At 32.6% G+C, this 15,351-nt stretch carries 17 protein-coding genes and 1 pseudogene; 15 read left to right on the top strand and 3 right to left on the bottom strand.

The genetic code is table 11. The features are described 5' to 3' along the window. A pseudogene (locus ACI32A_RS02210) lies at positions 1 to 331 on the top strand (hypothetical protein); the annotation flags it as partial. Between the two features lie 46 nt (positions 332 to 377). Here the strand turns inward: ACI32A_RS02210 and ACI32A_RS02205 are convergent. Beyond that, the gene (locus tag ACI32A_RS02205) at positions 378 to 2,279 is read right to left on the bottom strand and encodes an NAD(+) synthase (RefSeq protein WP_439753388.1); all 1,902 of its coding nucleotides are present in this window, start codon (positions 2,277 to 2,279) and stop codon (positions 378 to 380) included. Positions 2,280 to 2,384: 105 nt separating this feature from the next. Here ACI32A_RS02205 and gpmI point away from each other — a divergent pair, with 105 nt between their 5' ends. The 3 genes from gpmI to ACI32A_RS02190 all read left to right on the top strand — a co-directional run bounded on the left by gpmI (position 2,385) and on the right by ACI32A_RS02190 (position 4,921). Further along, positions 2,385 to 3,926, top strand: coding sequence for a 2,3-bisphosphoglycerate-independent phosphoglycerate mutase (gpmI, locus tag ACI32A_RS02200; protein WP_439753387.1), 1,542 nt, complete (start codon positions 2,385 to 2,387; stop codon positions 3,924 to 3,926). A gap of 79 nt (positions 3,927 to 4,005) precedes the next feature. After that, positions 4,006 to 4,455: a methylated-DNA--[protein]-cysteine S-methyltransferase gene (locus tag ACI32A_RS02195; protein ID WP_439753386.1), complete on the top strand. Its 450-nt coding sequence runs from the start codon at positions 4,006 to 4,008 to the stop codon at positions 4,453 to 4,455. Further along, positions 4,445 to 4,921, top strand: coding sequence for a hypothetical protein (locus ACI32A_RS02190; protein WP_439753385.1), 477 nt, complete (start codon positions 4,445 to 4,447; stop codon positions 4,919 to 4,921). The genes ACI32A_RS02195 and ACI32A_RS02190 overlap by 11 nt, the downstream gene beginning before the upstream one ends. A gap of 1 nt (position 4,922) precedes the next feature. Here ACI32A_RS02190 and mnmE read toward each other — a convergent pair whose 3' ends face one another. Then, positions 4,923 to 6,242, bottom strand: a complete 1,320-nt coding sequence (gene mnmE / locus ACI32A_RS02185) for a tRNA uridine-5-carboxymethylaminomethyl(34) synthesis GTPase MnmE (protein ID WP_439753384.1) — start codon at positions 6,240 to 6,242, stop codon at positions 4,923 to 4,925. A 57-nt stretch (positions 6,243 to 6,299) separates the two neighbouring features. On the opposite strand from mnmE, the gene ACI32A_RS02180 reads away from it, so the two are divergent. Beyond that, a complete protein-coding gene (locus ACI32A_RS02180) occupies positions 6,300 to 6,890 on the top strand; it encodes an L-threonylcarbamoyladenylate synthase (protein ID WP_439753383.1) in 591 nt (196 codons plus the stop codon). Here ACI32A_RS02180 and ACI32A_RS02175 read toward each other — a convergent pair. After that, positions 6,887 to 8,581, bottom strand: coding sequence for a putative glycoside hydrolase (locus ACI32A_RS02175; RefSeq protein WP_439753382.1), 1,695 nt, complete (start codon positions 8,579 to 8,581; stop codon positions 6,887 to 6,889). The two genes, ACI32A_RS02180 and ACI32A_RS02175, sit on opposite strands and share 4 nt — an antisense overlap. A 93-nt stretch (positions 8,582 to 8,674) precedes the next feature. Here ACI32A_RS02175 and rapZ point away from each other — a divergent pair, with 93 nt between their 5' ends. The 10 genes from rapZ to ACI32A_RS02125 all read left to right on the top strand — a co-directional run. Further along, the gene (gene rapZ / locus ACI32A_RS02170; protein WP_439753381.1) at positions 8,675 to 9,532 is read left to right on the top strand and encodes an RNase adapter RapZ; all 858 of its coding nucleotides are present in this window, start codon (positions 8,675 to 8,677) and stop codon (positions 9,530 to 9,532) included. Next, positions 9,529 to 10,476 (top strand): gluconeogenesis factor YvcK family protein, encoded by a 948-nt coding sequence (locus tag ACI32A_RS02165; protein WP_439753380.1) that lies wholly within the window; start codon positions 9,529 to 9,531, stop codon positions 10,474 to 10,476. The genes rapZ and ACI32A_RS02165 overlap by 4 nt, the downstream gene beginning before the upstream one ends. Before the next feature lie 9 nt (positions 10,477 to 10,485). After that, complete coding sequence (gene whiA / locus ACI32A_RS02160) at positions 10,486 to 11,430, top strand: DNA-binding protein WhiA (RefSeq protein ID WP_439753379.1); 945 nt, start codon at positions 10,486 to 10,488, stop codon at positions 11,428 to 11,430. Beyond that, the gene (locus ACI32A_RS02155) at positions 11,427 to 11,957 is read left to right on the top strand and encodes a hypothetical protein (protein WP_439753378.1); all 531 of its coding nucleotides are present in this window, start codon (positions 11,427 to 11,429) and stop codon (positions 11,955 to 11,957) included. Before whiA ends, ACI32A_RS02155 begins: the two co-directional genes overlap by 4 nt. Before the next feature lie 19 nt (positions 11,958 to 11,976). Further along, positions 11,977 to 12,333, top strand: coding sequence for a NusG domain II-containing protein (locus ACI32A_RS02150; RefSeq protein WP_439753377.1), 357 nt, complete (start codon positions 11,977 to 11,979; stop codon positions 12,331 to 12,333). After that, positions 12,330 to 12,842, top strand: coding sequence for a Gx transporter family protein (locus tag ACI32A_RS02145; protein WP_439753376.1), 513 nt, complete (start codon positions 12,330 to 12,332; stop codon positions 12,840 to 12,842). The genes ACI32A_RS02150 and ACI32A_RS02145 overlap by 4 nt, the downstream gene beginning before the upstream one ends. Beyond that, positions 12,823 to 13,083, top strand: coding sequence for a TIGR03905 family TSCPD domain-containing protein (locus tag ACI32A_RS02140; protein ID WP_439753375.1), 261 nt, complete (start codon positions 12,823 to 12,825; stop codon positions 13,081 to 13,083). Before ACI32A_RS02145 ends, ACI32A_RS02140 begins: the two co-directional genes overlap by 20 nt. Then, positions 13,076 to 13,681, top strand: a complete 606-nt coding sequence (locus ACI32A_RS02135) for a hypothetical protein (protein ID WP_439753374.1) — start codon at positions 13,076 to 13,078, stop codon at positions 13,679 to 13,681. Before ACI32A_RS02140 ends, ACI32A_RS02135 begins: the two co-directional genes overlap by 8 nt. Positions 13,682 to 13,686: 5 nt before the next feature. Then, entirely contained in the window at positions 13,687 to 14,655 is a 969-nt protein-coding gene (locus ACI32A_RS02130; RefSeq protein ID WP_439753373.1) for an NAD(P)-dependent oxidoreductase, read from the top strand. A gap of 128 nt (positions 14,656 to 14,783) precedes the next feature. After that, a partial coding sequence (locus ACI32A_RS02125; protein WP_439753372.1) for an extracellular solute-binding protein occupies positions 14,784 to 15,351 on the top strand: 568 nt, incomplete at its 3' end.

Here is a 15,351-nt window from a genome sequence, read left to right as displayed (position 1 = left end):
ATGCAGTGATTATCGAGAAATGAAAACGATAGAACTTAAAGAAGCTGTCAAACAATTGAAAACCGGAAATATGGAGGTGAAAAACATGTGTGAGATCATGGAAGAAATAAGAGAAAGTGGAAGACTTGAGGGATTCGCTCAGGGAATATCTCAAGGAATATCTCAAGGAATATCTCAAGGAGAAGCAAAAGGAAAACTTGAGGAAAAAATAAAAACTGCTTATAAACTAAAAATCAAAGGAATGGATATAAAAGATATTGCAGAATTTGTAGAATGTAGTGTGTCTCAGGTAAAAGAATGGCTTACAAAATCAAATGATTGTTTAGTATGAGCCAAAAAAATGTGGTTTGTGTTATGTTCACAAACCACTTGTTTTTTTATTCTAAATTTTCTAATTGTTTTTTCCATAATGCACTAGATGCATCACTTGGCATACGCCAGTCACCTCTTGGAGAGAAACAAATACTTCCTACTTTTACACCATCTGGCATACAATTCCGTTTGAATTGTTGTGTAAAGAAACGATGATAGAATGTATGGATGGCTTTTTGAATTGTTTTTTTATTAACATTTGGAAAAGCTAATACAGACAATTCATAAATTTTCTTTGGTTCTTCATGAAAACGAAGCATATGATACAAAAAGAAATCATGTAAATCATATGAACCCAATACTTCTTCTGTTTTTTGTTGAATTTTTCCTTGAGAATCAGGAGGAAGAAGTTCAGGAGATACCGGTGTATCACATATATCAAATAATACATCATGAAGTTGTTCTTCTTTTAATGCATAACTTTCAACAATATAGCGAACCAGAGTCTTAGGAACGGATGCATTGACAGCATACATGCTCATATGATCTCCATTATAGGTACACCAACCCAATGCCAATTCACTTAAATCTCCTGTTCCAACAACAATTCCATTATATTTATTGGCTAAATCCATTAAAATATAAGTTCTCTGACGTGCCTGCGCATTTTCATATGTAATATTATGAATACTTTCATCGTGTTCAATATCCTTAAAATGCTGTAAAACACCAGGAACAATGCTGATTTCTTCACTGGAAACATGCAATAAATCCATTAATAACTGCGCATTATTTTTTGTTCGTTTTGTTGTTCCAAAACCAGGCATTGTAATGGCATGAATACCTTTATTATCAAATCCGTTTATCTTAAAAGCTTCATTACATACAAGTAAAGCTAATGTTGAATCTAATCCACCCGATATACCAATAATAACTTGATCACAATGAATTTTCTTTAAACGTGTTGCTAAACCTTGAGCCTGAATTTGAAGAATTTCCTGGCAACGAGAAATTCTGTGATTTAATTGACCAGGAACAAAAGGATGTGCATTGATTTTTCTTGATAAAGAAATGGAATCAAATGGTTCTGATTGATACTCTATCACAATATAATCATCTAAAATAGGTTCCATACTTGTTTTAAAATGAATTCGATCATGCATTAAATGAGAAAGATCCAACTCCGAAACAATGAATTTCTCATTAACAGATTCCTTTAATAAAGTACCATTCTCGCAAATTAAATTATGACCCGAAAAAACTAAGTCAGAACTACTTTCATCACTTCCACATGAAGAATAAATATACCCACTGTATGCACGTGCACTTTGATTCATAATTAAATCTGTGCGATATTTTTTCTTGGCAATTAATTCATTCGAAGCACTTGGATTTACTAATACATTAGCGCCTGCTAAAGCATGACAAGAACTCATTGGTATGGTTACCCATAAATCTTCACAAATTTCTATTCCAATGGTTGCCATCGTTGTAACATCTTTAAAGACTATTTTATTTGAAACAGGAACGATTTGATCTTGAATTTGAATAAAGTCTGTATCTAATTCTTTACTGGATGAAAACCATCTTTTTTCATAAAATTCATTGTACATAGGAATATATGTTTTCACATAAATTCCTAATATTTTTTGATTAAATAAAAAAGCAGCACAATTAAATAATTTTTGACCAATAATTAAAGGAAGACCAACAACAACCGCTACGTTATCACGTATTTCCTGTGATAACTCATATAAAACCTGTTTTGAAGATGATAGTAAAACATCTTCATAAAATAAATCCTGACACGTATAACCAGAAATACATAATTCAGGAAAAACAATTAATTGTGTATCTTCTGGAACTTTTGAAACAATATCCAGTATTTCTTTTTTGTTCGCATAGGGATCACCAATACTGACACTTGGTGTTGCCGCAGCGACTTTATAATATTGAAAACGATGCATAATAATCCTCATTTCTGTAGAATAAGTATACACCAAAACCATCAAAGATTGAATTCAAAGAAATTTAGTGATACTATTTTTATGTAAAATTGGAGGATAAACTACATGAGTAAAAGACCTGTTGTATTAGTGGTCATGGATGGAATTGGAATCCGTGAAGACAAAAAAAATAACGCAGTGGCTCTTGCCAACAAACCAACATTGGACAAATTATGGAATGAATGCCCACATACACAATTAAGAGCCCATGGATTAGCTGTTGGACTTCCTACAGATGGTGATATGGGAAATAGTGAAGTTGGACACAATGCTTTGGGATGTGGTCAAGTGTATTCACAAGGTGCTAAACTAGTTAATGAAAACATTGAAAGTGGTGAATTATTTAATTCAAAAACATGGAAAGATTTAGTGGCTAATGCACAAAATTCTAAAATGCATTTCTTAGGATTGTTATCTGATGGAAATGTGCATTCACACATCAATCATTTAAAAGCCTTAATTGCACAAGCCAAAAAAGAAGGCGTAAAAGAAGTACGTGTACATGCTTTATTAGATGGACGTGACGTTCCTGCAACAAGTGCCTTACAATATATCGATGAAATCGAAAACTTCATGAAAGATTTAAATGACGATACATTTAATGCGATTATTGCTTCTGGTGGTGGACGTATGCAAATCACAATGGATCGATACGAAGCAAACTGGGCAATGGTAGAAGCTGGATGGAAAATTCATGTAATGGGTGAAGGAAGACAATTCGAATCTGCTACGCAAGCTATTGAAACATATCGCCAGGAAACAGGAGTAGTGGATCAGGATTTACCTGGATTTGTTATCGCAAAAGATGGTAAACCAGTTGGAACAATTGATGATGGAGATAGTGTTATTTTATTTAACTTCAGAGGGGACCGTGCACAAGAAATTTCTTTGGCCTTTGATGGAGATGAAAACTTTGATAAATTTGATCGAGTAAAAGTTCCAAATGTAAAATTTGCGGGAATGTTACAATACGATGCGGATTTACAAATTCCTTTACATTATTTAACAGAACCACCAAAAATTAAAAACACATTAACAGAAGAATTATGTAAACACAATATTCGTGAATATGCAATCAGTGAAACACAAAAATATGGACATGTTACATATTTCTGGAATGGAAATCGTTCTGAAAAATTTGATGAAAACTTAGAAACATATGTCGAAATTCCATCCGATGTTGTTCCATTTGATCAACGCCCATGGATGAAAGCCGCTGAAATTACAGATCAATTATGTGCAGCCATTGAAAGTGGTGACTACGACTTTATTCGTACAAACTATCCAAATGGAGACATGGTTGGACATACTGGTTCTTTACCAGCTACTATCATTGGTGTTGAATCCGTTGACTTAGCATTAGCACGTGTTATTGAATCCGTTGATAAAGTGAATGGAATCTTATTGATTTGTGCTGACCACGGAAATGCTGATGATGAAAGCAAAACAAGTCATACATTGGCACCTGTTCCTTTTATTGTTTATGGAGCGGATGTGAAATGTAAACAAGATCCAAACTTAGGATTGTCTAATGTAGCTGCTACTGTTACAGAATTACTTGGATTAGAACCACATCCAAGTTGGAATGAATCCATTATTGAAAAATAAAACCCATTGAATCCAGACAAAAAATGCCTGGATTCTTTTTTTATCTTGCATTTTTGAAGGAAACACCTATACTTAATTTATGCGAGCACGTTCATACACAACAAAATATGGAATTTTTACATTATTTGAGGAAAATCATTTTTTAGTCGCTATCAAAAAAGGAAATCATGGAAACGACGAAAGCCATTTTTTAGATTTGGCTTTTGAAGAATTATACGCCTATTTTGAAGAAAAACGAACAGAATTTGATATTCCCATTCGTATTACAGGAAGCCTGTTTCAACGAAAAGTCCTTAAAGAAGTATTTAAGATTCCCTATGGTCAAACTAAAACATATCAAGACATTGCAAAAGCTATTGGAAACCCTAATGCAAGTCAGGCAGTCGGCAATGCCATTCACAACAACCCGCTTCCATTTGTGATTCCATGTCATCGAGTGATTGGAAAAGACGGTTCTTTAAAAGGCTATGCTCTTGGATTAGAACTCAAAAAACAATTATTAGAAATGGAGAAATTAAATGCTAAATGAATTCAAAAAAATCAATAATACTCGTCAACAACGAAAATATTTAGACAAATTAGCATTACAGATTCGTAAAACTGAAATGACAGATCAATTGGCTCATGAAATTATGGAACTTGATGCATATTTAAGTGAAAACGGATATTATAAACTCTATGATGGAATATTTGAAGATGTGGTTGAAAACACAAAACTATTTTATTTAGAAAAAGAAATACAAAAACAGGAAGAACAATTAAATGATTCACAAAAACAAAAACTCGAATCATTTTGTGAATTTGCTTTTGATCAGGAAAAAATGGCAGAACTAGTGATTGGAAGCAATAGTCTATGTATTCAAAGTAAAAATCTACCTGATTTAGATACATTAAAAAAATCACGTATGCAAGCCAAATACGCGATTCTTCAGGCAATTCAAAAAAATGAATCCATTCAATTAAAAAAGGGAAGACGAACTATTAAAAAAATATAAACTATTTTCCCAGACAAAAATTTGAAAATAAAGTATCTAATAAATCGTCTCGATGCACTTGACCCAAAATTTCTTTTAAATGATCATGGGCCAATTGAATATCAATTTCAATTAAATCTGGTTCAACACCCAGTAACATCGCATCTAAAGCACGATTCATATCATCTTTTGCTTGTTGTAACAATCCAATTTGTCTTTCATTTGATAAAATTGGATTCTCTTTCAACAAGTTTTTTTCATACAAACTTTCAATGGCATCCAACAAAGGCTGAATTCTTTTCTCCTTGGCACTAATACAAATTCCATCTCGAACTTTCAAATCCCCTTTATTATAAACAATTAAACGCTCTTTATCCTTTGTTAAATCCAATAAAACCTGATCTTGTTCATCTAAATCTTGACTACCATCCATTAATAAAATCACAAGCTTTGCTTGATTTAATTTTTCCTGACTCTTTTCAATTCCAATTTGTTCAATACGATCACTTGATTCACGAATCCCAGCCGTATCAATTAAATTTAATTGCAAAGAACCAATATGAATTTGTCCCTCGACAATATCACGCGTTGTACCAGCAATATCTGTAACAATGGCCTTATCTTCTTCTAATAAAGCATTCAATAAAGAACTCTTACCAACATTGGGTTTACCCACAATAACGGTATCAATGCCACGCTTATATAATTGACCCGTTTGCGATTGTTTTAAAATCATATCGATTTTTTCTAACCAGACTCTTGTTTTTGGAATTAAATCCTGTGTCGTCAGTTGTTCGATATCTTCATATTCCGGATAATCAATATTGACTTCAATTTGTGCAATAATATCCATAATACCATCAATTAAAGGTTGCAGTAATTTTTTAACACTTCCCTTAATTCCATAAATAGCCATTTGACTTGCTCGATCATTAGAAGCCTCAATCATATCTTGTACAGCTTCTGCCTGGCTTAAATCAATTCGTCCATGATAAAAAGCACGCTGTGTAAATTCACCACTTTGTGCTAAAGACGCTCCATTTTGAAGCACAAGCGATAAAATTTTTCGCGTAATAAAAACACCACCATGACAATTGATTTCCACAACATCTTCTGTTGTATATGTTTTAGGTGCTCTAAAAATAGATACCAGTACCTCATCTACAGGTGATTCACCATCCATAATAAAGCCATAATGAATTGTATGGCTCTTTGCATGCAAAATATTTCGATCAAATACTTTTTGAACAATTTCAATCGCCTGATTTCCACTCAAACGAACAATAGAAATAGCTCCATCTTGAAGTGCTGTAGAAATAGCTGCAATTGTTTTTTCAAACATAAGGTTGACTCCTTTCGTTTATTTATTTTATCATAACTAAGAATGGAAGTGAAAAATATGCTGATATTTAACCAAAATGACATTGAAAACATTGTAAAAGCATTTGAAAACAATCAAATACTGGCATTTCCAACCGATACCGTTTATGGCGTAGGCGTAAAAGTGGGATATGACAATTTACAACATCTAAAACAAGCAAAAAACCGCATAGAAACTAAACCCATTCCAGTAATGTGTTCAAATCTAAAACAAGTGAAGTCATTAGCCATTGTAAATGAACAAACAAAAAAAATAATCAATGCGTTTTTACCAGGTCCCTTGACATTGATATTACCAGTAAAAAAAGAATTTAAAAACTATACAAACGGAAAAGAAACCATTGCCATTCGAATTCCAGACCAGAACTTTCTTCTTCAAGTTATGGACCAATTATCTTCACCACTTTTTGTGACCAGTGCCAATCAAAGCGGAAACCCGACATCCATCACGTTTGAACAAGCCCAAAAAGAATTGCCAAACATAGATGGAATTATATATGGAACATGCAAAGCTTTACAGGCTAGTACCATTTTAGATTGTCAAACTCTGCAAATTCTTAGAGAAGGACCCATTTCTTTAGAAGACATTAAAAGAGAGCTAAAATTCTAGCTCTCTTCTATTTTACTACTAACAAAACCATCTTCTACTCTTGATAAATCCGAAGGATATCCATTTCCATACCAAATCATATACCCCTCAAAACCAGCATTATTAATTCCTTGAATCTGTTTTTTAATGTCTTCACTGCTGCAAGAATAACCTTGAATCCATGTTCGATAAATACAAGTTGATTGAATCTTATCCAATTGACGCTTTGTGATCAAAGAAAATTGCGTCAAGGTTTCTTCAGGTTTTGTTGTTGGATCCTCAATGCCCATAGAACCCTTAGAAAAATGATCCAAATACGGCATAGGACTAATAACATCTACAACCGAGGCCATAGCCGGTAAAAACTGACCAATATCTTGATCATCTTCAGCCACTATTGGCCAGGCAAAGATATCGGCTGCTACATAGACCTCATATTCCATTAAACAAGTTTTGGCATACATGAGAAAACCTTGTAAAGCCGCAACCTTACTTTCATTGTATTCATTTTTAAAATCAATGGAATTATCCAATGAATTCTGAAGCGTACCATCTGGAAAACGAACATAGTCAAATTGAATTTCATTGACATTGCATTGTGCCACTTCTTTAGCAATGTCCACATTATACATCCAGGCCTTTCTAGAATAAGCCGAAGGCCAATACGAATTATTATGCAACAACAAATTACCTTTTTTATCCGTTAAAGCCGCATCCACATCATTTTCCGCAAACAATTTATCTTTAAATGTAACTAAACGCGCAATAATATAATATCCCTCATCCTGGAATTCTTTGAACAATTTAGACAACTGATCTTTTGTTAAAGAAGCATAATTACATACTTCATTGTCTTTTGACATATATTTCGAAGGCACATCACTTTCATACCATATATATCCTTCATCTCCTTTTAATTCAACACAAATTGAATTAATAGCAGTATGTTTCTTTAATTCCAGAAAATAAGATTTATTGGAAATTAAAGTATCCAGATTTGTATGAACAACATTCAAATCCGAAATGATTGAATTATTTTCATAAGAGACTTGTGCAAAAGGCTTGTAATCCACTTGTGTTATATAAGCATCTTTTGAATAGCCATCGCCATAATACTGATCCCAATATGTAGAATATACAACGGAATTCGAATATGTTTTATTGCTTGCTTCTAAAGACGTTTCAACATAATAACCATTGATCCAGTAATTCTTTGAATTCTTTTTAACTTTATACCAATTCACAACCCCAGTATCCAGATTCAAGTCCTTACCAGAAACAGAAACCACTTCTATTTCTTCTCCTTTTTCCACTGTCACATCACTTAATTTACCATTTTTATTTTCAAATAAATTAATAAGACGCCTAGGATAGACATAATCTGTTTGTACACATTCATCTAAAGAATCACATAAATATTGATTATCAATTTCAAATTCTACATTTTCATAGCGAACCAGACTAACAGAAGCTTTACTCTCTCTAATTTCGACTTCACTTCCACGTGTTAATTTCAAAACATCTTCAACAATTTCTCCATCTTTTTTATAAGGAATCTTGATTTCCATGACATTTTCGCTTGAAGCAATGTATTTTGTTGGATGAAGAAATTCCGAAAGTTTCATACAACCCAATGTCAATAAAACAAGAATGCATCCCGTTAAAAGAAAGACCAGGGAAAAACGAAGCCATTTGACTTTTCTAGTATTCATATTTGAATACTATCATATATTTTTAATTTTTGTCAATTTGAGTCACAATTGGTATAATTATTACAAAAAAATAAATGAGGAGGAATCCTGGATATGAAAAAAAATATCGTATTAATTACAGGAATGTCTGGAGCTGGAAAAACAAGTTCAGTGAATGCATTAGAGGATATGGGATACTATTGCATTGAAAACTATCCAAAAGAATTATTGTCTGAATTAAAAGATTTAATATATGAATCTGATACCTATGAAAAAATCGCATTTTCTGTCAGTGCCATTAATTATAGTTTATTTTATAACGCATTCAAAAAAATGGATATACACCTACGTGTCTTATTTTTAGATGCCCAGGACGATGAATTATTGCTTCGTTATCGATTCACTCGAAGACTACATCCCATGATGGCTTTTCATTTAGCCGATACTCTTGAAAAAGCTATTGAAAGAGAACGTTCCTATTTTCAGCAAGTCGATTTAGAAGATGAAAATCTGATTCGCATTGATACGACAAAAATGACAACATCCGAATTAGGAAATCGTATTCGCAATCGATTTAAAATGGATGACAAAGTAGGATTAGCGATTACATTTCAATCTTTTGGATTTAAAAAAGGCGTACCCTTAGATGCAGACATGATACTGGACGTACGTTTTTTACCCAATCCATTTTATATTCAAGAACTGAAACCCAAAACAGGAAATGATTTAGAAGTGTATCAATTTGTGATGGAAAACGAGCATACCATTTCTTTTTGTGAAAAACTAAAAACCTGGCTAGATCTTGTTTTAAAAGAATATGATAAACAAAATCGTTCGCAATTAGTCGTTGCCATCGGATGTACAGGAGGACAACACCGCTCTGTTTCTATTTGTAACTGGCTATATGATATATATAAAAATCAATATTATTGTTTAAAATCACATCGAGATATTGGGGTGAATGAAATATGAAAAAAGTTGTTGTGATTGGCGGTGGAACAGGATTAAGTTCTATGTTGATGGGAATGAAAAAAATCAAAGACGTTCAAATTACTGCCATTGTTACAGTGGCCGATGATGGTGGAAGTACAGGAAGAATACGTGAAACCTATAATATCCCGGCTATGGGAGATATTCGTCATGTATTATGTTCTATGGCCATGGATGAAGACGAAAATTTGTTTCGTGATTTATTGAGCTATCGTTTTCAGGGAAATGAAGACGTAGGAGGTCATAACTTGGGAAACCTGATTTTTTTAGCTTTGATTGATATTACAGGATCCTTTATTGGTGCCATTCAAGCTATGAGCCGTGTTCTAAATGTAAAAGGGAAAATCATTCCCAGTACGTTAGATAATGTAACATTGTATGCCATGATGAAAGATGGTACATTGGTTCGAGGAGAAAAAAATATTCCTGTAGTCTGTAACTCAATTGACCATGTATTTTACCAGCAAAATGTACAGCCCTACCCACAAGCTATAACAGCCATTGAAGAAGCCGATTTAATTGTATATGGAATTGGTTCATTATATACTTCGATTTTACCAAATTTAATAATAGAACCCATAAAAAAGACCATTCAAAAAAATCCATGCACAAAAATATATTTCTGCAATGCGATGAGTCAACCCGGAGAAACAGATGGATATAGTGTGGAAGATCATATTCGAGCTATTGAAAGTCATTCCTATACAGGAAGTGTGGACGTAGCTATTGTTAATGAATCCTATATTCCACAATCTATTTTAAATCGATATGCTAAGGAAAACTCATATCCCATTGAAATAAAAGAAAACCAGCATGCATATCAAGTGATTAAACGAAATTTAATTAAATTTGATGCACAGAGTCGAATTCGCCATGACTCTATGGCAGTGAAAACCATAATGGAAGAAATTATTCATGCGTTATAGGAGAAAAATATGTCTTTTACAGCCGATGTAAAATATCAAATATGTCAAGAAGAACTAGAACAAAGCGATGCCAAGGTTCAATTATGTGCTTTATTTCTGATGAAGGGCTCAGTACATATTAACTGGCAAGGCATGTATTTATCATTTCAAAGTGAAAATGCGACCATTGCCAAATATGTTTTTAGACTCTTTAAATCAATGTACCAAGTCAATCCTCGTTTATCGATTTTGAAGAAAATGCAACTCAAAAAAAATAACATCTATCGCATTCAAGTCTATGAAAAAGCCAATGAAATATTAGAGGACCTGCAAATTTTAACAGAAACAGGATTGCATACATATCCAAGTATGAAAATGATTCGCTCAGATAAAAAAGCACGTGCCTTTTTATCGGGTTGTTTTTTAGGAAGCGGAAGCATTAACGATCCCAAAACAACGAATTATCATTTGGAAATGTCAACGACAGATGAAAACTTTGCCAATGTAATTGTAAAAGCTTTAGAGCGATTTTATATTCCAAGTAAAATTACAGTACGAAAAAATAATTATGTAGTTTATGTAAAAGCAGGAGAAAAAATCGAAGACTTTTTACGGCTATGCAATGCCTCAAAAGCTTTGATGGACTTTGTAGAAGCCCGTTCGTTGCGTGATTTTTATAACAGCATGTCTCGCTTAGATAACTGTGCACTAGCCAATGAAGTCAAAACCATTAAGGCAGGAAAAAAACAATTAAAATATATAGAAATTTTAGAACAAAATAAGAATAAAGTTAAAATCAATGAAAAGATACAACGAGTGATGGAAATTCGAAAAAAATTTCCGGAAGCAAGTTTAAATGAATTATGTGATGAAGTTTATTTAGCCTATGGAGAAGTGATTTCCAAATCAGGAATGAAACATCGATTAAATAAAATAAAGGAAATGGCTATGGAATTTATGGAGGAAGAACCATGAAAAAATATATAATACTGTGTTTATGTTTATTATTGTGTGCATGTTCAAAATCTGTAACTTTATCAAAACAAACCTTTACGATAGAATTAGGAGACGATGTCTATGCCAATCCGGCTCTATATGTCAAAGATGCCGAAAATAAAAATTTATCTAATATGGAAGTCATTTGTAAGTCAAGTGGTGTCAAGAAAAAAGATAACCGCTTTGTGACAGGAAATCAAGACTATCTTGTTGTTGGAGAATATGATTTTTATTTAAAAACAGGAAGTCAGAACATTGATTTTAAAATCAAAATTAAAGATACACAACCACCAACGGTACAAGAAAAAGTATCTTCGATTCAAGTTTCAAAAGGAACCATTGTAGATTGGAGCCAGTATTTTCCAGCAACTGATATATCTGGCGTATCCTATAGCACATCACCTGTTCTAGATACAACCAATGCAGGCGATTATACTGTTTTAGTTAAAGTAAGTGATCGTTTTGGAAATGGGAATGAATATGAAGTTGTTGTGCATGTTGTGTAAAAAGACTATAATTTAACATATGACAAAAGCTGATCGAATTTTAATTTGTTTAATTATGTTGGCTTCTCTTGTTTGTCTGGTTCCTTTATTTTTAAATCAAAAACAAAAAGGACAAGTCGTTGTACAAGTTCAAAATGAAGAAGTTCTTCGTCTGGATTTAACACAAGAAGGTATTTATAGTGTAGAAGGGACTTTAGGAAAAGTAGTTATTGAAATCAAAGATGAAAAAGTACGAGTTACTCAGGAAAATAGTCCGCAGCATCTTTGTTCGAAACAAGGCTTTGTTTCCAGTGCCAATCAGCCAATTGTGTGTCTTCCCAATGAAACAGTTGTCCAAATTGAAAAGAAAGAACAAGAGGATACGATGATTCAATGAAAAAAATTGTAGAAATGAGTTTTCTAGTTGCATTGGGAATTGTTTTTCAAATATTAGAAAGTTTTTTATCAATTGTCTGGATTGTACCCGGATTTAAAATTGGATTTGCGAATGTTGTATCAATTTTTGCTCTTTATACATGGAGTGAAAAAGAAATGTGGACCATAAGTCTGTTACGCGTCTTCCTGGCTTCTTTATTGCAAGGCCTTTTATTCAATGTTTCTTTCTGGTTATCTTTATCTGGATGTATTTTTTCATTGATTGCCATGAGTCTGGCATATAAAAGCCATTGGTTTTCCATTTATGGCATTAGCATAACAGGTGCGTGTTTTCACAATATTGGACAAGTCATAGCGATTTGTTTCATTTATCAGCAATATTTTATGCAATTATTTTTACCACTTCTACTGGCTCTATCCAATGTCAGTGGCATGTGTGTAGGATATTTAAGTTCACAAATTTTAAAAAGAATGAAAGGAAGGAAACAAAATGTCAACTTATCAATATAAACCATCTGGTGTATGTTCTTCACAATTTGTTTTTGATATTGAAAATGGTGTGATTCAAAAACTAGTTGTTAAAGGAGGGTGTCCAGGAAATTTACTGGGGATTTCTCGTTTAGTACAAGGAAGAAGCATTGAATCTGTGATTTCAGATTTAAAAGGCGTTCGATGCGGGGCAAAACCAACATCTTGTCCAGACCAGATTGCCCGTGCATTAGAAGCAATTTTGGAAAAAGAAAATGGCTGATATTTTTCTTCAATCTATTAAAGAAATTCAAAGACGAGCACAAGACAATGTATTAATTTTTTCTGATGTTTTAAGTGAAAGACTTGATGAATTAGCAAATGCGATGATTGATGCCAAAATGAGTGATAACGACTATATTAAGCTATGTGAAGTTTTTTTTCTTCGTTATAAAAAAGAACAAAACGAAAAAGGAATGGTATTTTGTTTATTGAGAATGCAGCAATTAATTCAATACAAAAAGAAAACAAGATTTCAATCCATGTTTCCTAAACTACAATTTAGTTTGCATATTGATGAAGAAACAAAAGAATTTTTAACAGAAAAAAAATATTTTTATCGTATTTCCAATCGTGCATTTCAAAAAAAAGTGCTAGTCTTTGATTTGATTTTTGTTTTGGCAATATTATATGCCATGGTTCTTTTATTGCATATTTCTTTTTTTCGAGCTTGGTTTATTTCATTAGGAATTGGATTGATTATTTATTTACTGGGTATATTTTATGTATTTGATCGTGTTTTAGAACAAAATATTGAATCCATGCGAAAATGTATTCATAAAAGTCATGCATCTGTGGATGCATCGATTCAAAGGGAGTGAAAAAAATGAAAATAGCTGTTTTCGATTGTTGTGATTTTGAAGTAAATACTTTAAAAGACATTCAACAAAAAAACAATGATGAAATTGTCATTTTCAATGAATCTTTCACCTTGGATTCCATTGAAAAAGTTAAAAACTTTGATGGTATTTCTATTTTAGGATACAGCAAAGTCAATTCTTTTTTACTAGATCAAATGAAAGAATATAAGATTTATCATCTTTCAACACGAACAATTGGATACGATCACATTGATGTAGCTTATGCAAAATCCATTGGCATTCATGTATACCATGCTTATTATGAACCCAATAATGTAGCGGATTTTACGCTTATGCTGATGTTGATTTTACTTCGAAAAGCAAAAATATCGATTTGTCGATCTCTGGTGAATGATTTTTCTTTAGATGGTCTACAAGGAAGAGAATTAAGAAGTTTAACAGTAGGAGTTATTGGAACCGGAAAAATTGGAAAAACAGTTATTCATAATTTAAGTGGATTTGGCTGTCGTATATTAGCTTATGATCCTTATGAAAACGAAGACGTGAAACAATATGTTTCTTATGTAAATCTGGATACATTGTATGCTCAAAGCGATATTATTACGCTTCATATACCTTTAAATGAAAAAAACTATCACATGATCAATAAAGAAACTATTCATAAAATGAAAAAAGGCGTTATATTGATTAATACAGCTCGTGGACAATTAATTAATACCAAAGACTTGATACAAGCTTTAGAAGATGAATATATAGCTGGCGCGGGTATTGATACTTTAGAAGAAGAAAATGGTGTTATGCATGAACATATTGGAGTAAAAATCATTGATAATCGTGATTTATTGTATTTAAAACAGTTTCCAAATGTAGTATATACACAGCATTATGCTTTCTATACCCAGGAAGCTTGTGAGTCTATGATTCGATGTGGTATTTCTTCACTACAAAATAAATCGAAATTGTGTGAAATTTAGTAATAATTTCACACTTTTTTTGTTGGAAATTCAAAGGTAAAGGAGTATCCTAGAAGTATAGGAAAGCGTTTACATTAGTTAATACGTCGAAAGACGTGGGATAAAAAAGAAAAGGAGAAGTATATTGTATGAAAAAGAATTTTTTATCATTAACAGTTTCAGTCGCAATGGCTGGTTCTTTGCTTGCTGGATGTTCTTCATCTGGTGGTGATTCATCTGGAAAAGTATACTGGTTAAACTTTAAACCAGAAGCCGATGAAGCTTTACAACAAATCGCAAAAGACTACAAAGAAGAAACAGGTGTAGAAGTTAAAGTTGTTACAGCTGCTTCTGGTAAGTATCAGGAAACATTAACAGCAGAAATGGACAAATCTGAAGCTCCTACATTGTTCGTTGTTGGAAACTCTGCTGCGGTTAAAACTTGGGGAGATTATTGCTACGACTTAAAAGACACATCTATTTATAATGAATTAACAACAGATGACTTTACTTTATATAATGGAGAAGAAGTAGCTTCTATTGGTTATTGTTATGAAACATATGGAATTATTGTTAATAAAACTTTATTAGCAGAAGCTGGTTATAAAGTTGAAGACATTACAAACTTCAATACATTAAAAGCTGTAGCCGATGATATTCACGCTCGTGCTGGTGAATTAGGATTTGATGCATTTACATCAAGTGGTATGGATGATT

Source organism: Floccifex sp. (genome assembly GCF_051873555.1).
Taxonomy (GTDB): Bacteria; Bacillota_I; Bacilli_A; order Erysipelotrichales; family Erysipelotrichaceae; genus Floccifex.
The sequence above is the reverse complement of the archived record's forward strand: the minus strand, read 5'-3'. Positions and strand labels throughout refer to the sequence as shown.

Excerpts from the sequence above, each read along its gene's own strand:
- ACI32A_RS02190 (WP_439753385.1), top strand. The coding sequence starts at position 4,445 with ATGCTAAATGAATTCAAAAAAATCAATAATACTCGTCAACAACGAAAA.
- ACI32A_RS02205 (WP_439753388.1), bottom strand. The coding sequence starts at position 2,279 with ATGCATCGTTTTCAATATTATAAAGTCGCTGCGGCAACACCAAGTGTC.
- ACI32A_RS02135 (WP_439753374.1), top strand. The coding sequence starts at position 13,076 with ATGGCTGATATTTTTCTTCAATCTATTAAAGAAATTCAAAGACGAGCA.
- rapZ (WP_439753381.1), top strand. The coding sequence starts at position 8,675 with ATGAAAAAAAATATCGTATTAATTACAGGAATGTCTGGAGCTGGAAAA.
- ACI32A_RS02130 (WP_439753373.1), top strand. The coding sequence starts at position 13,687 with ATGAAAATAGCTGTTTTCGATTGTTGTGATTTTGAAGTAAATACTTTA.
- whiA (WP_439753379.1), top strand. The coding sequence starts at position 10,486 with ATGTCTTTTACAGCCGATGTAAAATATCAAATATGTCAAGAAGAACTA.
- ACI32A_RS02140 (WP_439753375.1), top strand. The coding sequence starts at position 12,823 with ATGTCAACTTATCAATATAAACCATCTGGTGTATGTTCTTCACAATTT.
- ACI32A_RS02155 (WP_439753378.1), top strand. The coding sequence starts at position 11,427 with ATGAAAAAATATATAATACTGTGTTTATGTTTATTATTGTGTGCATGT.
- ACI32A_RS02145 (WP_439753376.1), top strand. The coding sequence starts at position 12,330 with ATGAAAAAAATTGTAGAAATGAGTTTTCTAGTTGCATTGGGAATTGTT.
- ACI32A_RS02195 (WP_439753386.1), top strand. The coding sequence starts at position 4,006 with ATGCGAGCACGTTCATACACAACAAAATATGGAATTTTTACATTATTT.
- ACI32A_RS02175 (WP_439753382.1), bottom strand. The coding sequence starts at position 8,581 with ATGAATACTAGAAAAGTCAAATGGCTTCGTTTTTCCCTGGTCTTTCTT.
- ACI32A_RS02165 (WP_439753380.1), top strand. The coding sequence starts at position 9,529 with ATGAAAAAAGTTGTTGTGATTGGCGGTGGAACAGGATTAAGTTCTATG.
- ACI32A_RS02180 (WP_439753383.1), top strand. The coding sequence starts at position 6,300 with ATGCTGATATTTAACCAAAATGACATTGAAAACATTGTAAAAGCATTT.
- gpmI (WP_439753387.1), top strand. The coding sequence starts at position 2,385 with ATGAGTAAAAGACCTGTTGTATTAGTGGTCATGGATGGAATTGGAATC.
- ACI32A_RS02150 (WP_439753377.1), top strand. The coding sequence starts at position 11,977 with ATGACAAAAGCTGATCGAATTTTAATTTGTTTAATTATGTTGGCTTCT.
- mnmE (WP_439753384.1), bottom strand. The coding sequence starts at position 6,242 with ATGTTTGAAAAAACAATTGCAGCTATTTCTACAGCACTTCAAGATGGA.